Source organism: Labedaea rhizosphaerae (assembly GCF_004362825.1).
Classification (GTDB): Bacteria; Actinomycetota; Actinomycetes; order Mycobacteriales; family Pseudonocardiaceae; genus Labedaea; species Labedaea rhizosphaerae.
Window position 1 is genome coordinate 461,195 of record NZ_SNXZ01000003.1, and the last position, 14,891, is coordinate 476,085.

14 protein-coding genes and 1 pseudogene are annotated in these 14,891 nt (G+C 70.1%); 9 read left to right on the plus strand and 6 right to left on the minus strand.

Annotated features, from left to right (window positions below):
- Window positions 1-58 precede the first annotated feature (58 nt).
- The 5 genes from cofC to EV186_RS19180 are packed head-to-tail and all read left to right on the plus strand — an operon-like array spanning window position 59 to window position 4,989.
- Window positions 59-697, plus strand: coding sequence for a 2-phospho-L-lactate guanylyltransferase (gene cofC / locus EV186_RS39465; RefSeq protein WP_133850690.1), 639 nt, complete (start codon window positions 59-61; stop codon window positions 695-697).
- Between the two features lie 40 nt (window positions 698-737).
- Window positions 738-2,921 (plus strand): RNA degradosome polyphosphate kinase, encoded by a 2,184-nt coding sequence (locus EV186_RS19165; RefSeq protein ID WP_133850691.1) that lies wholly within the window; start codon window positions 738-740, stop codon window positions 2,919-2,921.
- A 3-nt stretch (window positions 2,922-2,924) separates the two neighbouring features.
- Window positions 2,925-3,824 carry an NUDIX hydrolase gene (locus EV186_RS19170; protein ID WP_208115685.1) on the plus strand — a complete coding sequence of 300 codons (900 nt, stop codon included), beginning with the start codon at window positions 2,925-2,927 and terminating at the stop codon, window positions 3,822-3,824.
- A gap of 6 nt (window positions 3,825-3,830) precedes the next feature.
- Window positions 3,831-4,562: a helix-turn-helix transcriptional regulator gene (locus EV186_RS19175; protein WP_133850692.1), complete on the plus strand. Its 732-nt coding sequence runs from the start codon at window positions 3,831-3,833 to the stop codon at window positions 4,560-4,562.
- A gap of 34 nt (window positions 4,563-4,596) precedes the next feature.
- Complete coding sequence (locus tag EV186_RS19180) at window positions 4,597-4,989, plus strand: nuclear transport factor 2 family protein (protein WP_133850693.1); 393 nt, start codon at window positions 4,597-4,599, stop codon at window positions 4,987-4,989.
- Window positions 4,990-5,574: 585 nt separating this feature from the next.
- Here the strand turns inward: EV186_RS19180 and EV186_RS19185 are convergent.
- The 3 genes from EV186_RS19185 to leuC form a co-directional block, all read right to left on the minus strand.
- Window positions 5,575-6,243 (minus strand): HU family DNA-binding protein, encoded by a 669-nt coding sequence (locus EV186_RS19185; protein WP_133850694.1) that lies wholly within the window; start codon window positions 6,241-6,243, stop codon window positions 5,575-5,577.
- Between the two features lie 236 nt (window positions 6,244-6,479).
- Window positions 6,480-7,082 carry a 3-isopropylmalate dehydratase small subunit gene (gene leuD / locus EV186_RS19190; protein WP_133850695.1) on the minus strand — a complete coding sequence of 201 codons (603 nt, stop codon included), beginning with the start codon at window positions 7,080-7,082 and terminating at the stop codon, window positions 6,480-6,482.
- 14 nt (window positions 7,083-7,096) lie between these two features.
- A complete protein-coding gene (gene leuC / locus EV186_RS19195) occupies window positions 7,097-8,500 on the minus strand; it encodes a 3-isopropylmalate dehydratase large subunit (protein ID WP_133850696.1) in 1,404 nt (467 codons plus the stop codon).
- A gap of 88 nt (window positions 8,501-8,588) precedes the next feature.
- On the opposite strand from leuC, the gene EV186_RS19200 reads away from it, so the two are divergent.
- On the plus strand, window positions 8,589-9,290 hold the full coding sequence (locus EV186_RS19200; RefSeq protein ID WP_208115686.1) for an IclR family transcriptional regulator: 702 nt from the start codon (window positions 8,589-8,591) through the stop codon (window positions 9,288-9,290).
- Between the two features lie 62 nt (window positions 9,291-9,352).
- Here EV186_RS19200 and EV186_RS19205 read toward each other — a convergent pair whose 3' ends face one another.
- Together EV186_RS19205 and EV186_RS19210 are read right to left on the minus strand one after the other, a co-directional pair.
- Window positions 9,353-10,411 (minus strand): alpha/beta fold hydrolase, encoded by a 1,059-nt coding sequence (locus EV186_RS19205; RefSeq protein ID WP_133850697.1) that lies wholly within the window; start codon window positions 10,409-10,411, stop codon window positions 9,353-9,355.
- Window positions 10,412-10,424: 13 nt separating this feature from the next.
- Window positions 10,425-11,687 carry an esterase/lipase family protein gene (locus EV186_RS19210; RefSeq protein ID WP_133850698.1) on the minus strand — a complete coding sequence of 421 codons (1,263 nt, stop codon included), beginning with the start codon at window positions 11,685-11,687 and terminating at the stop codon, window positions 10,425-10,427.
- A 168-nt stretch (window positions 11,688-11,855) separates the two neighbouring features.
- On the opposite strand from EV186_RS19210, the gene EV186_RS19215 reads away from it, so the two are divergent.
- From EV186_RS19215 to EV186_RS40055, 3 genes are read left to right on the plus strand one after another with little or no spacing between them, the layout of a single operon-like run.
- Complete coding sequence (locus EV186_RS19215; protein WP_208115687.1) at window positions 11,856-12,914, plus strand: YhgE/Pip domain-containing protein; 1,059 nt, start codon at window positions 11,856-11,858, stop codon at window positions 12,912-12,914.
- Window positions 12,915-12,967: 53 nt separating this feature from the next.
- Window positions 12,968-13,573 (plus strand): hypothetical protein, encoded by a 606-nt coding sequence (locus tag EV186_RS19220; protein ID WP_208115688.1) that lies wholly within the window; start codon window positions 12,968-12,970, stop codon window positions 13,571-13,573.
- Window positions 13,570-14,166, plus strand: a complete 597-nt coding sequence (locus EV186_RS40055; protein ID WP_243754143.1) for a hypothetical protein — start codon at window positions 13,570-13,572, stop codon at window positions 14,164-14,166. The genes EV186_RS19220 and EV186_RS40055 overlap by 4 nt, the downstream gene beginning before the upstream one ends.
- A gap of 297 nt (window positions 14,167-14,463) precedes the next feature.
- Here EV186_RS40055 and EV186_RS40060 read toward each other — a convergent pair.
- A pseudogene (locus tag EV186_RS40060) lies at window positions 14,464-14,838 on the minus strand (histone-like nucleoid-structuring protein Lsr2); the annotation flags it as partial.
- Between the last annotated feature and the right edge of the window lie 53 nt (window positions 14,839-14,891).

The window sequence follows — 14,891 nt, forward strand, 5'->3', positions numbered from 1 at the left end:
CCACGCCCTCCCTAGGTCCTGGTCAGGGTACCGGCGGTGCATCGGGGAGGATGGACCCGTGGACGCCTGCCTGGATCTCGTGGTGCCGATGAAGCGGCTGGACCGCGCGAAGTCGCGGCTGCGCGGCGCCGTGCCCGGCGGCTCCGGCCGGCACGTGGAGCTGGCGCTGGCGTTGCTGCTCGACACCGTGACCGCGGCCCGGGCCGCCGACGGCGTGCGGTCGGTGCTGGTGGTCTGCGAGGACGAACGCGTTCCGGTGGCGTTGCGTGGGACCGGGGTGGACGTGGTCGACGAGCGCGGCCTGCCCGGCCTCAACGAGGCGCTCGCCTTCGGCGCCCGGCTGCTGGGCGAGGACGGCCACGTCGGCGCGTTGCAGGCCGACCTGCCCGCCCTGCGCCCGGTGGAACTCGCCGCCGCGATCGCGCAAGCGGGTGGCGCGCGGGCGTTCTGCCCGGACAAGGAGGGCACCGGCACCACGCTGCTGCTCGCCGGGATCGGCGAGGCGCTGGACCCGCGGTTCGGTCCCGGTTCCGCGGCCGCGCACGCGGGCACCGGCGCCGTCGCGGTCGGCGTCGGCACACCGGGGCTGCGCTGCGACGTGGACACCGCCGAAGACCTCGAAGCCGCATGTCAGCTGGGGGTCGGCGACCGGACCGCGGCACTGGTCTGCGCGAGCGCGCAGAGTTCACCCGGTTGACCTTGATCGGCGCACGCATGCGGGCCCGGGATCAGGGACAATGGCCCGCGTGAGCATCGAGTCGAGCGAAGAGCAGAGCCCTGCGCGTGCCGCGGCCCACGCAGACGGCGCACGGGTGCCCTCGGCGCCGCCCGCGGCAACCGCCGCGGCGCCGGACACCGATCTGCCCGACGACCGGTACATCAACCGGGAACTGTCCTGGTTGGACTTCAACGCCAGAGTGCTCGCGCTGGCCGAGGACGCCTCCCAGCCGCTGCTGGAGCGGGCGAAGTTCCTCGCCATCTTCGCTTCGAACCTCGACGAGTTCTACATGGTGCGGGTCGCGGGCCTCAAGCGCCGCGACGAGACCGGCCTGTCCGTGCGCAGTGCCGACGGGCTCACCCCACGGGAGCAGCTCGACTACATCTCCAAGCGCAACCAGGAACTGGTCGAGCAGCACTCGCGGGCCTTCGCCGACCGCATCCGCCCCGAGCTCGCCGCCAAGGGCATCCAGCTGATCAAGTGGACGGACCTGACCGACGACCAGCGCGGGCGGCTTTCCCGTTATTTCAACGAACAGATCTTCCCGGTGCTCACCCCGCTGGCCGTCGACCCCGGGCACCCGTTCCCCTACATCTCCAACCTCTCGCTGAACCTGGCCGTGACCGTGCGCGACCCGGAGGGCGGTACCGAACGCTTCGCCCGGGTGAAGGTGCCCGACAACGTGCCCAGGCTGATCGCCGTGGACGGCGACCCGCGCGCCCAGGGCACGCGCAGCGCCACGTTCCTGCAACTGGAGAACCTGATCGCGGCCCACCTCGACCGGCTCTTCACCGGCATGGACATCCAGGAGGTGCACGCGTTCCGGGTCACCCGCAACGCCGACCTGGAGGTCGAGGAGGACCGCGACGAGGACCTGTTGCAGGCGCTGGAACGCGAGCTGGCGCAGCGCCGGTTCGGCCCGCCGGTGCGGCTCGAGGTCGCCGACGACATGAGCGACCACGTGCTCGAGCTGTTACTGCGGGAGCTGGAGGTCGACCCGAACGACGTCGTCGTCGTGCACGGCCCGCTCGACCTCTCGTGCCTGTGGCAGCTCTACAGCGTCGACCGCAAGGACCTGAAGGATCCGCCGTTCGTGCCGGCGACGCACCCGGCGTTCGCCGACCGGGAGACCCCGCGCAGCGTGTTCGCGACCCTGCGCGAGGGCGACGTGCTCGTGCACCACCCGTACGACTCGTTCTCCACGAGCGTGCAACGGTTCATCGAGCAGGCGGCGAGCGACCCGAAGGTGCTCGCGATCAAGCAGACGCTCTACCGCACCTCGGGTGACTCGCCGATCGTCGAGGCGCTCGTGGACGCGGCCGAGGCGGGCAAGCAGGTCGTGGCGCTGGTGGAGATCAAGGCGCGCTTCGACGAGCAGGCCAACATCAAGTGGGCGCGTGCGCTGGAGAAGGCGGGCGTGCACGTGGTGTACGGGTTGGTGGGGTTGAAGACCCACTGCAAGACCGCGCTCGTGGTGCGCCAGGAGGGCTCCACCATCAAGCGGTACTGCCACATCGGCACGGGCAACTACAACCCGAAGACCGCCCGGCTCTATGAGGACGTCGGCCTGCTCACCGCCGAGCCGGCGATCGGCGCCGACCTCACCGACCTGTTCAACGCGCTCACCGGGTACGCGCGCCAGGAGTCCTACCGCCGGATCCTGGTGGCACCGGACGGCGTGCGGCGCGGGATCGTCGACCGGATCAACGACGAGATCGAGATGGCGTTGGCGGGCCGGGAGTCCGGCGTGCGGATGAAGGTCAACTCGTTGGTGGACGAGCAGGTCATCGACGCGCTGTACCGGGCGTCGCAGGCCGGCGTGCGGGTCGAGGTCGTGGTGCGCGGGATCTGCGCGCTCAAGCCGGGGATCGAAGGCCTCAGCGAGAACATCCACGTCCGCTCGATCCTCGGCCGGTTCCTCGAGCACTCGCGGGTCTTCCACTTCGTCGGCGCGGACGAGTACTGGATCGGCAGCGCGGACATGATGCACCGCAACCTCGACCGCCGCGTCGAGGTGTGCGTGCAGGTGAGTGACCCGCGGCTGACCGCACAATTGGACGACATGTTGGAATCCGCGCTGGATCCCGCGACCCGCTGCTGGGTCCTGGACGGCAACGGCGAGTGGGAACCCTCGCCCAGTGGTGAGTCGACGGTGCGCGACCACCAGGTGCAATTGCTGGCCGCCCACCGCGCGAAAGGCTGATCCGTGCCGGCTGAGATCGTCGCCGCGGGCGCGGTGCTCTGGCGCCCCGGCGGGGAAATCGCCCTCGTCCACCGGCCGCGCTACGACGACTGGTCGCTGCCGAAGGGAAAGGTCGAACCCGGGGAGTCGCTGCCCGCGGCGGTGCGCCGCGAGGTCCACGAGGAGACCGGGTTCGCCTGCGTGCTCGGCCGTTCGCTCGGGCAGGTCGGTTACCGCATCGGCCGCGACTACAAGACCGTCGACTACTTCGCCGCGCGGGCCGGTGATGGCGAGTTCGCCCCAAACAAGGAGGTCGACGAGCTGCGCTGGCTGCCGGTGCCCGACGCGCTGGCGTTGCTGACCTACCAGCGTGATCGCGGCGTCGTGCGGTGGTTCGCCGCCGACCCGCCCACCGTGGCCACCGTGTTGCTGGTGCGCCACGCGAAGGCGGGCAAGCGCGAGGAGTGGTCGGCGCCGGACGACCTGCGCCCGCTCAGCCCGGCGGGCGTGGAGCAGGCCCGGCAGCTGCGCGAGTTGCTGCCGCACTTCGGCCCCGACCGCGTCCACTCGGCGCCGCCGGTGCGCTGCCGCAGCACCGTGCAGGCCGTCGCCGACGACCTCGGCGTGCCGGTGGTCGACGAACCGCGGCTGTCGGAGAACGGCTACTGGGCGAACGAGGATCGCGGGCGCGAGCGCTTCCTGCGCATCGTTGCGGCCGGTGGGACGCCGGTGGTGTGCAGCCAGGGCGGCGTGATCCCGGACCTGGTTTCGGCCCTCGCGGAGGAGGGCGAGGTGCGCCTGCCGTCCACGCGGACCAAGAAGGGCAGCATGTGGCTGCTCTCGTTCACCGAGGGGCAGCGGTTGTTCGCCGCGGACTACTTCCCTTCGCCGGACGGGCTTCCGGTCATCGACACCAGCGGGTGAGCCGCGGTGAACCGCACCGATCGCCTGTACGCGCTCGTCGAGGAGCTGCGTGCCGTCGCGCCGCGGCCGCGCAGTGCCGCGTGGCTGGCCCGCCGGTTCGAGGTGAGCACGCGGACCATCGAGCGTGATCTCCTGGCGTTGCAGCAGAGCGGTGTGCCGGTCTACGCCCAACCAGGTCGCACGGGTGGTTACGTGCTCGACCGGACGGCAACACTGCCGCCGCTCGCCTTGTCCCCCGCCGAGGCGACCGCGCTCGCGGTGGGGCTGCGGCAGCTCACCGGTACACCTTTCGCTTCGGCCGCACGCTCGGCACTGCAGAAGGTGCTCGCGGTCATGCCCGGCCCGCGCCTGCGTTCGGCGGCCGAATTGGCCGGGAAGGTGCTGTTCGTGGCGCCCGAGGGTGCCGCACCCTCGATGCCGCCCGCGGTGCGTGACGCGATCACCGACGGGCGGGTGCTGCGGCTCGGTTACGTCGACCGCCACGGTGTCACCTCCGACCGCGACGTGGAGCCGTTGGGGTTCTTGGGCGGGGAGCCGCACTGGTACCTGCTCGCCTGGTGCCGCACCAGGTCCGCGGTGCGCGGGTTCCGGCTCGACCGCATCCGCTCGGCGGCCGCGCTCGAGGAACCGGTGCCGCCGCGGGAGGTCGACCTGCGCGAGATCGACGCGCTCGGGCGGGAACTGGTCGGGCTCGATGTGATGCCAAACACCGACAGCACGGTGTCGCCACGGCGCTGAACCCTGGGTCCACACGACGGACGAAGGGAAGTGCATGGTGGTCACGACGATCGACAGCCGGATCGGCGCACGGCTGTGGGACGACTGGACGAGCTTGTGGAACGGCGATCTCGAGATCGCTTCGCGTCTGGTGACGCCGGGGTTCCGGATCCACTTCGGCGGGGCCGGGTCGGCGGACGCGGACGCGTTGCGGGGGCCGGACGGGATCGCCGAGTTCATCGGGGGTTTCCGGGCCCGGTACGAGCGGCTGGTCTACCGGGTGGACGTGGGACCGTTGGTGGACGGGGACAAGGTGGCCGGCCGCTGGATCGCGTCCGGTGCCGATGCCGCACGCGGGGAGTTCCGCAAGGGCGGGATCGACATCCTGCGCTGTGAAGGGGATCGGATCGCGGAGGTCTGGTCGGTCACCGGGGAACGGCTGTTGTAGATCCACTCCGGACTCCGTCCCGGCCGGGTTTTCCCCAGGCGGGCGGTTGTCCACAGATTGGCGCGACGCCCGTTTTGCCGCCACTGGGCCGATGGACTGGGACCCGGGGCCGCCCCGGGAGGGTGGGGGTCTGGCCTACGCGAGGCGGCAAGAAAGGCGTCGCGGGCGCGAATAGAAGTCAGTTCCAGGCCGTCCGGTTGGTGGGGTAAAACCGTCCGCACTGCTCCATTCGGCGCCTGGCATCGGCGGCTTCGGGCATTTGGTCGTCATGCATGCAAGCGGCCGATTCCCGCCGAGAAGTGCTGGCCACAGGGCCACGCAAGGGAAGCCGAACCGCCGGCCGAGGGCATCCCAAGCCCTGCAGGGGATGCTGTCGGCGGCCCTGGGCGGGCCCTGACCGGGCTGTGGACGGGCTCTCGCCGGGTGGCCCGTCTGATCCACTGCCAGGCCACAGGATCACGGGCCGAGGCGGCCAGTTCGCCTTCCATCGAACGGATCTCCTCGGCGGTCCCGCGATGATCCACTCCGGACACGCGTCGGCCCCGCACCCAACGGGTGCGGGGCCGTCACGCAGCTGCGCTGCTACTACTTCTTCTTCGCAGCGGTCTTGCGGGTGGTGCCGGTCTTCGCCGCGGCCGAGGTCTTCTTGGCCGGGCTCGCCTTGCGCGCGGTCGTCGTCTTGGCCGCGGTCGTCTTCTTCGCGGTGGTCGCCGCCTTCGCCGTGCTGGACTTCGCGGTCGAGCGGGCTGCCGGCTTCGCGGCCGCCTTCGGAGCCGCCGCCGCCTTCGCGGTGGTCGCCCGCGAACGCGTGGAAGTGGTCTTGGCGGGCGCCTTGGCCGCCGCCGTCTTCGTGGCCGCGGCGCGGCCACGGGTGGTGCTCGCGGCACGCGTGGTGGCCGCCTTGGGCGCGGCGGCACGGGTGCCGGCGGCCGCGGTGGCACGGGCGGTGCTGCGGGTCGCGGTGGCCCTCGGCAGCTTCTTGGCGCCGCTGATGACCTCCTTGAAGTTCGTGCCGGCGCGGAACGCGGGAACGTTGGTCTTCTTCACCTTCACGGTCTCACCGGTGCGCGGGTTGCGCGCGGTGCGAGCGGCGCGGGCACGCTTCTCGAACACACCGAAACCGGTGATGTTGACCTTCTCGCCCTTGTTGACCGTGCGAACGATCACGTCGACGAGACCGTCGACCGCAGCGCCTGCGGTCTTCTTGTCGCCAAGCCGCTCGGTGAGCGCCTCGATGAGCTGGGCCTTGTTCACCCTTCAGTCCTCCGTTAGACCAACTGTCGTTCACGGCCAATCTGGCCGACTTGTCGCCACAGTATGCCCAATGCAGCACAATTTCCACGCGACACCCCCTCTTTTTTCGTTGACCCATTGGATTTCTCGGCCGGGGCCGAGGCGGATCGAGGGGGTGTCGCGTGGTCTTGTTGTGGCGCCGAAGAGGCCGACGACCAGGGGATTCTTGTTGGGAGAAGGGCGAATTAGGGGCCTATTCAGGCCGCCCCGAGGGGGGTGGTGACGGGCTTCCAGGCCGGGCGGGACTTCTCGAACTCGGCGATCGCATCGGCGTGCCGCAGGGTCAACGCGATGTCGTCCAAGCCCTCCAGCAGCCGCCAGCGGGTGTAGTCGTCGATCCGGAACCGGGCGGTGAAGTCCTTTGCGGACACGGTCTTCGCCGTGAGGTCCACGGTGACCGCCGTGCCCGGCTCGTTCTCGAGGATCTTCCACAGCTGCTCGACGTCCGACTGCTCGCACTCGGCCGTGAGCAGGCCCTGCTTGCCCGCGTTGCCGCGGAAGATGTCGGCGAACCGGGCGGAGACGACCACCCGGAAGCCGTAGTCCGCCAGCGCCCAAACGGCGTGCTCGCGCGACGACCCGGTCCCGAAGTCGGGCCCGGCGACCAGCACGCTGCCCGCTCGAAAGGGTTCCTGGTTGAGCACGAAGGTCTCATCCGCGCGCCACGCGGCGAACAGCCCGTCCTCGAACCCGGTGCGGCTCACCCGCTTGAGGTACACCGCGGGGATGATCTGGTCGGTGTCCACGTTGGACCGGCGCAGCGGCACGCCGACCCCGGTGTGGGTGGTGAACGGCTCCATCTCGGTGTCCTCCTCTAGAACAGGTCGTCGGGGGTGGAAAGGGTGCCGCGGACCGCCGTGGCCGCCGCGACCAGCGGCGATACCAGGTGGGTCCGCCCGCCTTTGCCCTGCCTGCCCTCGAAGTTGCGGTTCGATGTGGACGCGCTGCGCTCACCCGGGCGGAGCTGGTCCGGGTTCATCCCAAGGCACATCGAGCAGCCCGCCTGCCGCCACTCGGCGCCCGCGGCGATGAACACCTTGTGCAATCCCTCGGATTCGGCCTGTGCCCGTACCTTCATCGACCCCGGCACCACGAGCATCCGGACGTCCTTGGCCACCTGGCGGCCCCGCAGCACTTCCGCGGCGGCCCGGAGGTCCTCGATGCGGCCGTTGGTGCAGGAGCCGAGGAACACCGTGTCGACCGTGATGTCGCGCAGCGGGGTGCCCGGGGTGAGGTCCATGTAGGCCAACGCCTTCTCGGCGGCCACCCGCTCGTTCTCGTCGGCGATCGCCTCCGGGTCGGGCACCCGCTCGCTCAACGGCAGGCCCTGACCGGGGTTGGTCCCCCACGTGACGAACGGCGTCAGGCTGGTCGCGTCGATGTGCACCTCGGCGTCGAACTCGGCGCCCTCGTCGGTGCGCAGCTGCCGCCAGTTCTCCAGTGCGGCGTTCCACTCCTCGCCCTTGGGGGCGTGCGGACGGCCCGACAGGTAGGCGAAGGTCGTCTCGTCCGGGGCCACCATGCCCGCGCGGGCACCGGCCTCGATCGACATGTTGCAGATGGTCATCCGCGCTTCCATGGACAGCGCCTCGATCGCGCTCCCCCGGTACTCCAGGACGTAGCCCTGGCCGCCACCGGTGCCGATCTTGGCGATGACGGCGAGGATCACGTCCTTGGCCGTGACACCGGGGGCCAGCTCGCCGTCCACGGTGATCGCCATGGTCTTGAAGGGGCGCAACGGCAGCGTCTGGGTCGCGAGCACGTGCTCGACCTCGGAGGTGCCGATGCCGAAGGCCATCGCGCCGAACGCGCCGTGCGTGGAAGTGTGGCTGTCACCGCAAACCACGGTCATGCCGGGCTGGGTGAGCCCGAGCTGCGGGCCGATCACGTGCACGATGCCCTGTTCCGCGTCACCCATCGGGTGCAGCCGGACGCCGAACTCCTCGCAGTTGCGCCGAAGCGTGTCCACCTGGGTGCGCGAGACCGGGTCGGCGATGGGCTTGTCGATGTCCACCGTGGGCACGTTGTGGTCCTCAGTGGCGATGGTCAGGTCCGGCCGGCGCACCGGGCGGCCGGCCAACCGGAGACCGTCGAACGCCTGGGGGCTCGTCACCTCGTGCACGAGGTGGAGGTCGATGTAGAGCAAGTCCGGCTCATCGCCCTCACCGCGACGCACGACGTGTGCGTCCCACACCTTCTCCGCGAGTGTGCGCGCCATCTTGACCTTCCTCGACGAGTTGTCTTCCCAGGAACCGGGCTTTCCCAAAGACTGGACATCCCAGATTCCGGGAACGTAGTATCGCGACGTGGGACAGTCTAGCGGCATCGGAGTTCTGGACAAGGCCATGGCCGTACTGCAGGCGGTGGCCAAGGAGCCTTGTGGCCTCGCGGAGTTGTGCAGCCGCACCGGCTTGCCCAGAGCGACCGCGCACCGGCTCGCGGTGGGCCTGGAAGTGCACCGCCTGCTGCGCCGCGGAAGCGATGGCCGCTGGCGTCCGGGGGCCGCGCTGAGCGAGCTCGCCGGTGGGGCGACCGATCCGTTGCTGGACGCGGCGAACGCCGTCCTGCCGCGGTTGCGCGACATCACCGGCGAGAGCGTGCAGCTCTACCGCCGCGACGGGATGCACCGCATCTGCATCAGCGCCGCGGAGCCGCCGTCCGGGCTGCGGGACACTGTTCCGGTCGGTGCACGGCTGCCGATGACGGCCGGGTCGGGCGCGAAGGTCCTTGCGGCGTGGGCGGATCCGGCGACGCAGCGGACCCTGCTCGTGGACGCGGTCTACGGCGAGCGCGCGCTGCTCGAGGTGCGCCGGCGCGGCTGGGCGCAGAGCGTGGCCGAGCGGGAACCCGGCGTGGCCAGCGTTTCCGCGCCGGTGCGGGATTCGTCGGGGACGGTCGTGGCCGCGGTGTCGGTGTCCGGCCCCATCGACCGGATGGGACGGCGCCCGGGCGCGCGCTGGGCCGCCGATTTGTTGGCCGCCGCGGACGCCCTGCAGACCAGGCTTTAGCACGCCCCAAAAACAGCGAATGCCGCACCCGAGCCGGGTGCGGCATTCGCTGTCTCAGCGGCTCAGACCGAAGCCAGGTGGGCGTGCAGGGCCCGGTTGAACTCGTCCGGCTTGTCCAGGTGTGGACCGTGTCCGGCGTCCTCGATGACCACTTCCTGATACGCCCCATAGCCATCGAGCACCGCGCGGGTCTGCGCGATCATCGGCTGCGGCGGCCACTGCTCCTCACCCGGCCAGCCGGGCACCGCGCCCAGCCGGCCCAGGTACCCGAAGTCGTACAACGAGGTGTCGGACACGATCACGTCGTCGGTCCCCCGGATCCACAGGATCGGCGGCTTCGGCGTCACACCCGACAGGTCGGCGATGCGGAAGTGCGTGGGCGCCATCGCGTTCAGCACGCCCCGCTCGCCCGGCAGCACGCCCGGCCAGTCGTCGGTGGACGCGAACGTGCCCGGGTAGTGGTCGTCGCCCAGCCGCGTGGAGAGCATCGAGTCCACGTACGCGTCCTCAGGCCCCAACCGAGTCCCCGGCTTCACGTAGTGGGCCCGCAGCACCGACCGCGGCGACAGCGGGGATTCGTCACTGGTGTCCCGCTTGGCCAGCCGCGAGACGAACTCCGGGTTCCCCGTGCCACCACCGGAACCGGCGCCCCGCGGATGGCACAGCTCACCGTCGAGGCCCTTGGTGCCGCCGAAACCGAACGGCGACACCGGCGCCATCAACGTCAGCGACGCCACCGTCGACGGTGCGTCCAGCAGGTACTGCATGAGCACGCCGCCGCCCATGCTCCACCCCACCAAGTGGACCTTGCCCAGCTCCAGTTCCGCGATCAGCGCACGCAGGTCGTCCGCGTAGTCGCGCAGGCCGCGCGTGGCGTCGACCGGCGCCGGATCGGTGTCACCGAACCCGCGCAGGTCCACCGCCATCGCGCGGTACCCGGCGGGCAGGTCGAGCATCGCCTGCTGCCAGAACAGGCTGGACGACACGTTGCCGTGCACGAACAGCACGACGGGGCCCGCGGTGTCGTCGGTGTCGTCGGTGCCGGTGCGCTCCAGCACGTTCACGGTCAACCGCTCGGTCGGCACCCGCCGGGCGGAAATGCCGTCCAGCAACTTGGTCATGTCGGATCCCTTCTCAGCCAAGCCAGCTCACCACCTGCGACTCGACCCCGGAATGCCAGCCGAGCTGGAGGTGGTTGGCCGAGACGACGGTCGCCGTGCCGGCCACTGTGGACACCCCGGTGGTGTCGAGCGCGCTGCTGATGAACACCACGCCGTCGCTCGGACCACGGTTCTCGTTGTAGATGCCGACCACCGACGGCGTGCCGCCCGCCAGCAGGTACGTCTGCACCGCGGCGGGCACCCCGGCCTGCTGGATGGTCGAGATCAGCGAACCCGCGTTGATCGCGGCCTGGATGCCGGGGCCCTTGGTGTAGAAACCCTGGCCGCCGTAATAGGTGGTGTACCAGTCCTGCTGGCTCTGGTCGATGCCGTAGGTCCCGTCGAAGCGCGCGAGCATCTGCCGCTGCCCCGGGTAGGCGTCGTAACCGCCGGTCGGCACGAACGAGAACTCCGGGTGGTAGGTGTACGTGCCGTAACAAGTCATGTAGGTGTGCGGCAAGGGCGAGTTGACGACACCACCGCATTCCGGCCACACGGACAGATCATGCGCCCAGCCGTGCGCGAACGGGTAGTCGTAGCCGCCGTTCGGCCCGCCGAGGGTGATCAGCTTGCGCACGTCGCCCGCGTAGGCACTGCCCCAGGACGGCTTCACCGACGACACGTACATGCGTGCCGACATCTCGCCCTTGCTCCAGCTGACGAGGTCGACCTTCGACACGCCGAGCCGCGCCTTGATCAACGCGACCGCATCGCCGACCTCCTGGGCCTGCATGAAGTTGTCGCCCTCCTTGTGGGCGAAGCCGATCGCGAACACCTTGTACCCGCGCGTCGACAGGTACTGCATCAACCCGGTGCTGGGGCACGACACCGCGCCGCAGCCGAAGCCGCCGCCCTCACCGGGGTTCGCCCACGCGCGGTCGGGGTTGTCGTTGGCGCCGTGCACAAGCAGCACCGGCGTCGCCTTGCTGCCGGTGTTCCAGCCCGGCGCCGAGTAGAGCAGGAAGCGCCCGGAGAAGGGCTGCTTGACGTTGTTGAAGAAGGTGAGCCGCTGGCCGTCCTGATCGCCGCGGCCGTCGGGCGGGTAGTTCTCCTGCGTGAAACCCGTGCGGGTGTCGATGTAGCGCTCGACCTTGGCCCAGCCGTTGGCGACGGAGCTGTAGGTGGCTTCCAGGTTCACCGAACCGGCGGCGCCGGCCTGGCCGGGCAGGACGAAGGACAGCACGGAGGCGAGCAGCGCCGCGACCGGCACCACCCTCCCCCATCGCGACAGGGACATGGCGATTTTCCTCGGTTCTCGAGTGGTTCCGGTGCGAGCAACTTAGGCAGTGGCACCGCGCACCACCATGTGCGCAGCACACACCATCGCGCACCAGGCATGGTGGCCGCCACCAGCGTTATTCATCACGTGTTGACTTATCGGCCGGCGGGGCGAATAATTCATCACATGATGAGTTCTGGTCGAGGAATGCTGGTCGCGCTGGCCGGCGTGGTGATCGCCGGCGTGCTCGGCTTGCTCACGTTCGGCGTGCAAGCGACCGCGGGGCCGGACGGCCTGCCGCTGGCCGTCGCGGTACCGGGCCCGCAACTGGAGCCGGTGGCCCGGCAGGTGACCGCGCACGGCGGCGACCAGGTCGCCTGGCGGGTCACCGATCCCGCGCAGGCCCAGCGGTTGCTGGCAGACAAGGAGATCTACGGCTACCTGACGATCGCGCCCGGCTCGGTCACCGCGACCACGTCCGGTGCGCTCAACCCGCCGGCCGCCCAAGCGGCCGAGCAGGTCTTGCGTGGCGCGGGTGGCGCCGTCGCGCAGGCCATGCACGCGCCCCCGGTGACCATCACGATCGTGCACCGGACGACGTTGGGCGCCAAGGCGATCCCGCTCGCGGCGACCGCGTTGCTGTGGATCGCAGCCCTGGCGGCCAACGCGTTGCTGTTCGTGCTTGCCTTGCGGCGCAAGCAGAAACCGACCGCCGGTGCCCGCCTCACGTTGATCGCCAGCGCCGCCGTGCTCGGCCCGGCCCTGGTGTTCGGACTGGCGAACTGGTGGGCGCCCGAGATCGGGTGGACGTGGCCGGACCTGGGCTACCTGGCGTTGGTGAGCGGCGCGTTCGCGGCGTTGCAGGCGGCGGTGTTGCGCCTGGCGGGTTACGCGGGGATCCCCATCCTCGGGTTGCTGTACCTGATGGCGCCGTCGGTCGCGGGCCAGCCACCCGAGCTGATCGATCCGGTGTACCGGGCGCTGATCTGGTCGTGGACGCCGTTCCGGTTCGCGACCGAACCGTTGCGCAGCCTGCTCTTCCTCGGCGACCGGACCGCGGACGTCACCACCGGCCTGATCGTGTTCGGCGCCATCGCATTCGCCGGGCTCGTGGTCTCGTCGTGGCCGGGCCGGGCGCGGACCGTCCCACCCGAGCCGGTGGGCGTCCCGGACGGGACGGTCGCGGCGGTCAACAGGAGCAGCCGGGTGGGGCAAATGGGCGCAACCCCAAGATCGTCTGGTTGACCACACGGTGCGCGTGGGTAGTCCTCCCCTGAAAGCTGAGCGAGGAGGTCGTTTTGTCCACCACCGCGATAGTTCTGATCGTCGTACTCGCCGTGATCGTGCTCGGCGTGCTCGCGTTCTTCGCTGTCGACCAGGCAAAGCGGCGGCGTCTGCGCTCGCGCTTCGGTCCCGAGTACGACCGCGTGCTGGAGACCAGCAAGGACCGCCGAACCGCGGAGCGTGAGCTGGCCGACCGCGAACGCCGGCACCGTCAGCTCGACTTGCGGCCCATTTCCCCGGCCGACCGGGAGCAGTACACCCAGCAGTGGGCGCAGGTGCAGGAACGCTTCGTGGACGACCCGGAGCGTGCCGTACACGAGGCCGACCAGCTGGTGATGGTGCTGATGCAGGCCCGCGGTTACCCCGCCGGGAGTTTCGACCAGCGCGCCGCGCACCTGTCCGTCGAGCACGGCGGCACCATCGGTCAATACCGCGAGGCACACGAGTTGCTGACCCGGCACGAGCAGGGTGACGGCACGTCCACTGAGGACCTTCGGGCGGCGCTGCTGCACTACCGCACGCTGGTGCGCGACCTGCTGAAGGCGGGCAGCACGCGCCAGCCGGAGCCGGCCGGTGACACCACGACCGACGCCACGACGCGGAGGTCCGAGCGGGTATGACCAGCCAACCGGGAGATCCCCGCGCCGGTCACCACCAGGCGCGCAACACCCAGGAATTACTTGAGGCCGCCGATCGGCTCAGCGAGCAACAGCAACAGCGGTACAGCCGGGACCCACGCACCGACCAGATCCCGGTGGCCGGCGAGTCGCTTCAGGCCCCGGCGAACCGCGAGCCGGAATCGGCGGTCGCCGAGGAATCGGTGACCCAACAGTCGGAACCGATGGTCGAGCCGACGGTAAATGACCCGGAGGCCGAGCCCGCCGCGATGGAACAGGGCCCCGGGCACCGCGCGCAGAACACGAACACCGACGACGAACACGTCGCATTGTTCGATCCGCACGAGGCGCAGGAGCTGCAAAGCCGCTGGCGCGAAGTGCAGACGGCGTTCGTGGACGACCCGCGAAGCGCCGTGCAGGGCGCCGATCAGCTGGTCGCCCAGGTGATCCAGAGCCTCACCGCGTCGTTCGCGGCGCACAAGGAGGAACTGGAGGGGCAGTGGCAGAACAGTGACGCCGCCGGCCCGGCCACCGAAGACCTCCGGCTGGCGTTGCGCCGCTACCGGACCTTGTTCAACCAGTTGTTGAACGCCTGAAAACCACCGATGAACCCGGCGAAGCCGACCGGTCGCGCACAGGCGTGGCCGGTCGGCTTCGTGGTGGGTGACGCTGTGGGGGATTTCACCCAGTTCGAGCACTCAGCCGGAGAAGCTCGCCGGCTTCGCCTTCCCACGGGACGGACGACGCGACTTGGTCGCTTTGTCGGCGGCGTTTGCGGTCTTCGCAGCCGGCTTCGCAGCGGCCCGGGTGGTCGTTTTCGCCTGCTTGCCACCCTTCGTCTGGGTCGTCGCCTGAGTGGTCGCGGTCGCGGTGGCCCGCGGAGTGGACGCCGCGGCGGTGCGGCGGCCCTTGGCAGCGGGCTTGGCACCGGCCTTGGTGGCCGCCTCGTAGGCTTCGACGACCGTTGTGGAGAGCCGGCCACGCTCGGACACCTCGTGCCCGTTCGCCCTTGCCCAGTCACGGATCGCCTTCGTGCGCTCACGGTCCGAACGGGTCACCGAGCCACCGCCACCGCGGCGCTTGCGACCACCCGTGCGGCGCGCCGCCTGGATGTAGGTTTCGAGGCTTTCACGCAGCGCAGCCGCATTGTCCTCGTTGATGTCGATCTCATAGGTCACACCGTCGAGTCCGAACTCGACAGTGCTGATATCGCTGCCGGTCGAACCGTCCAGATCGTCGACCAGTTCCACATATGTCTTCTGGGCCATGTCGTCCCCCAACAGTTAGCTTTGGAGCATTGGCGGTTTATGTACACCACCAC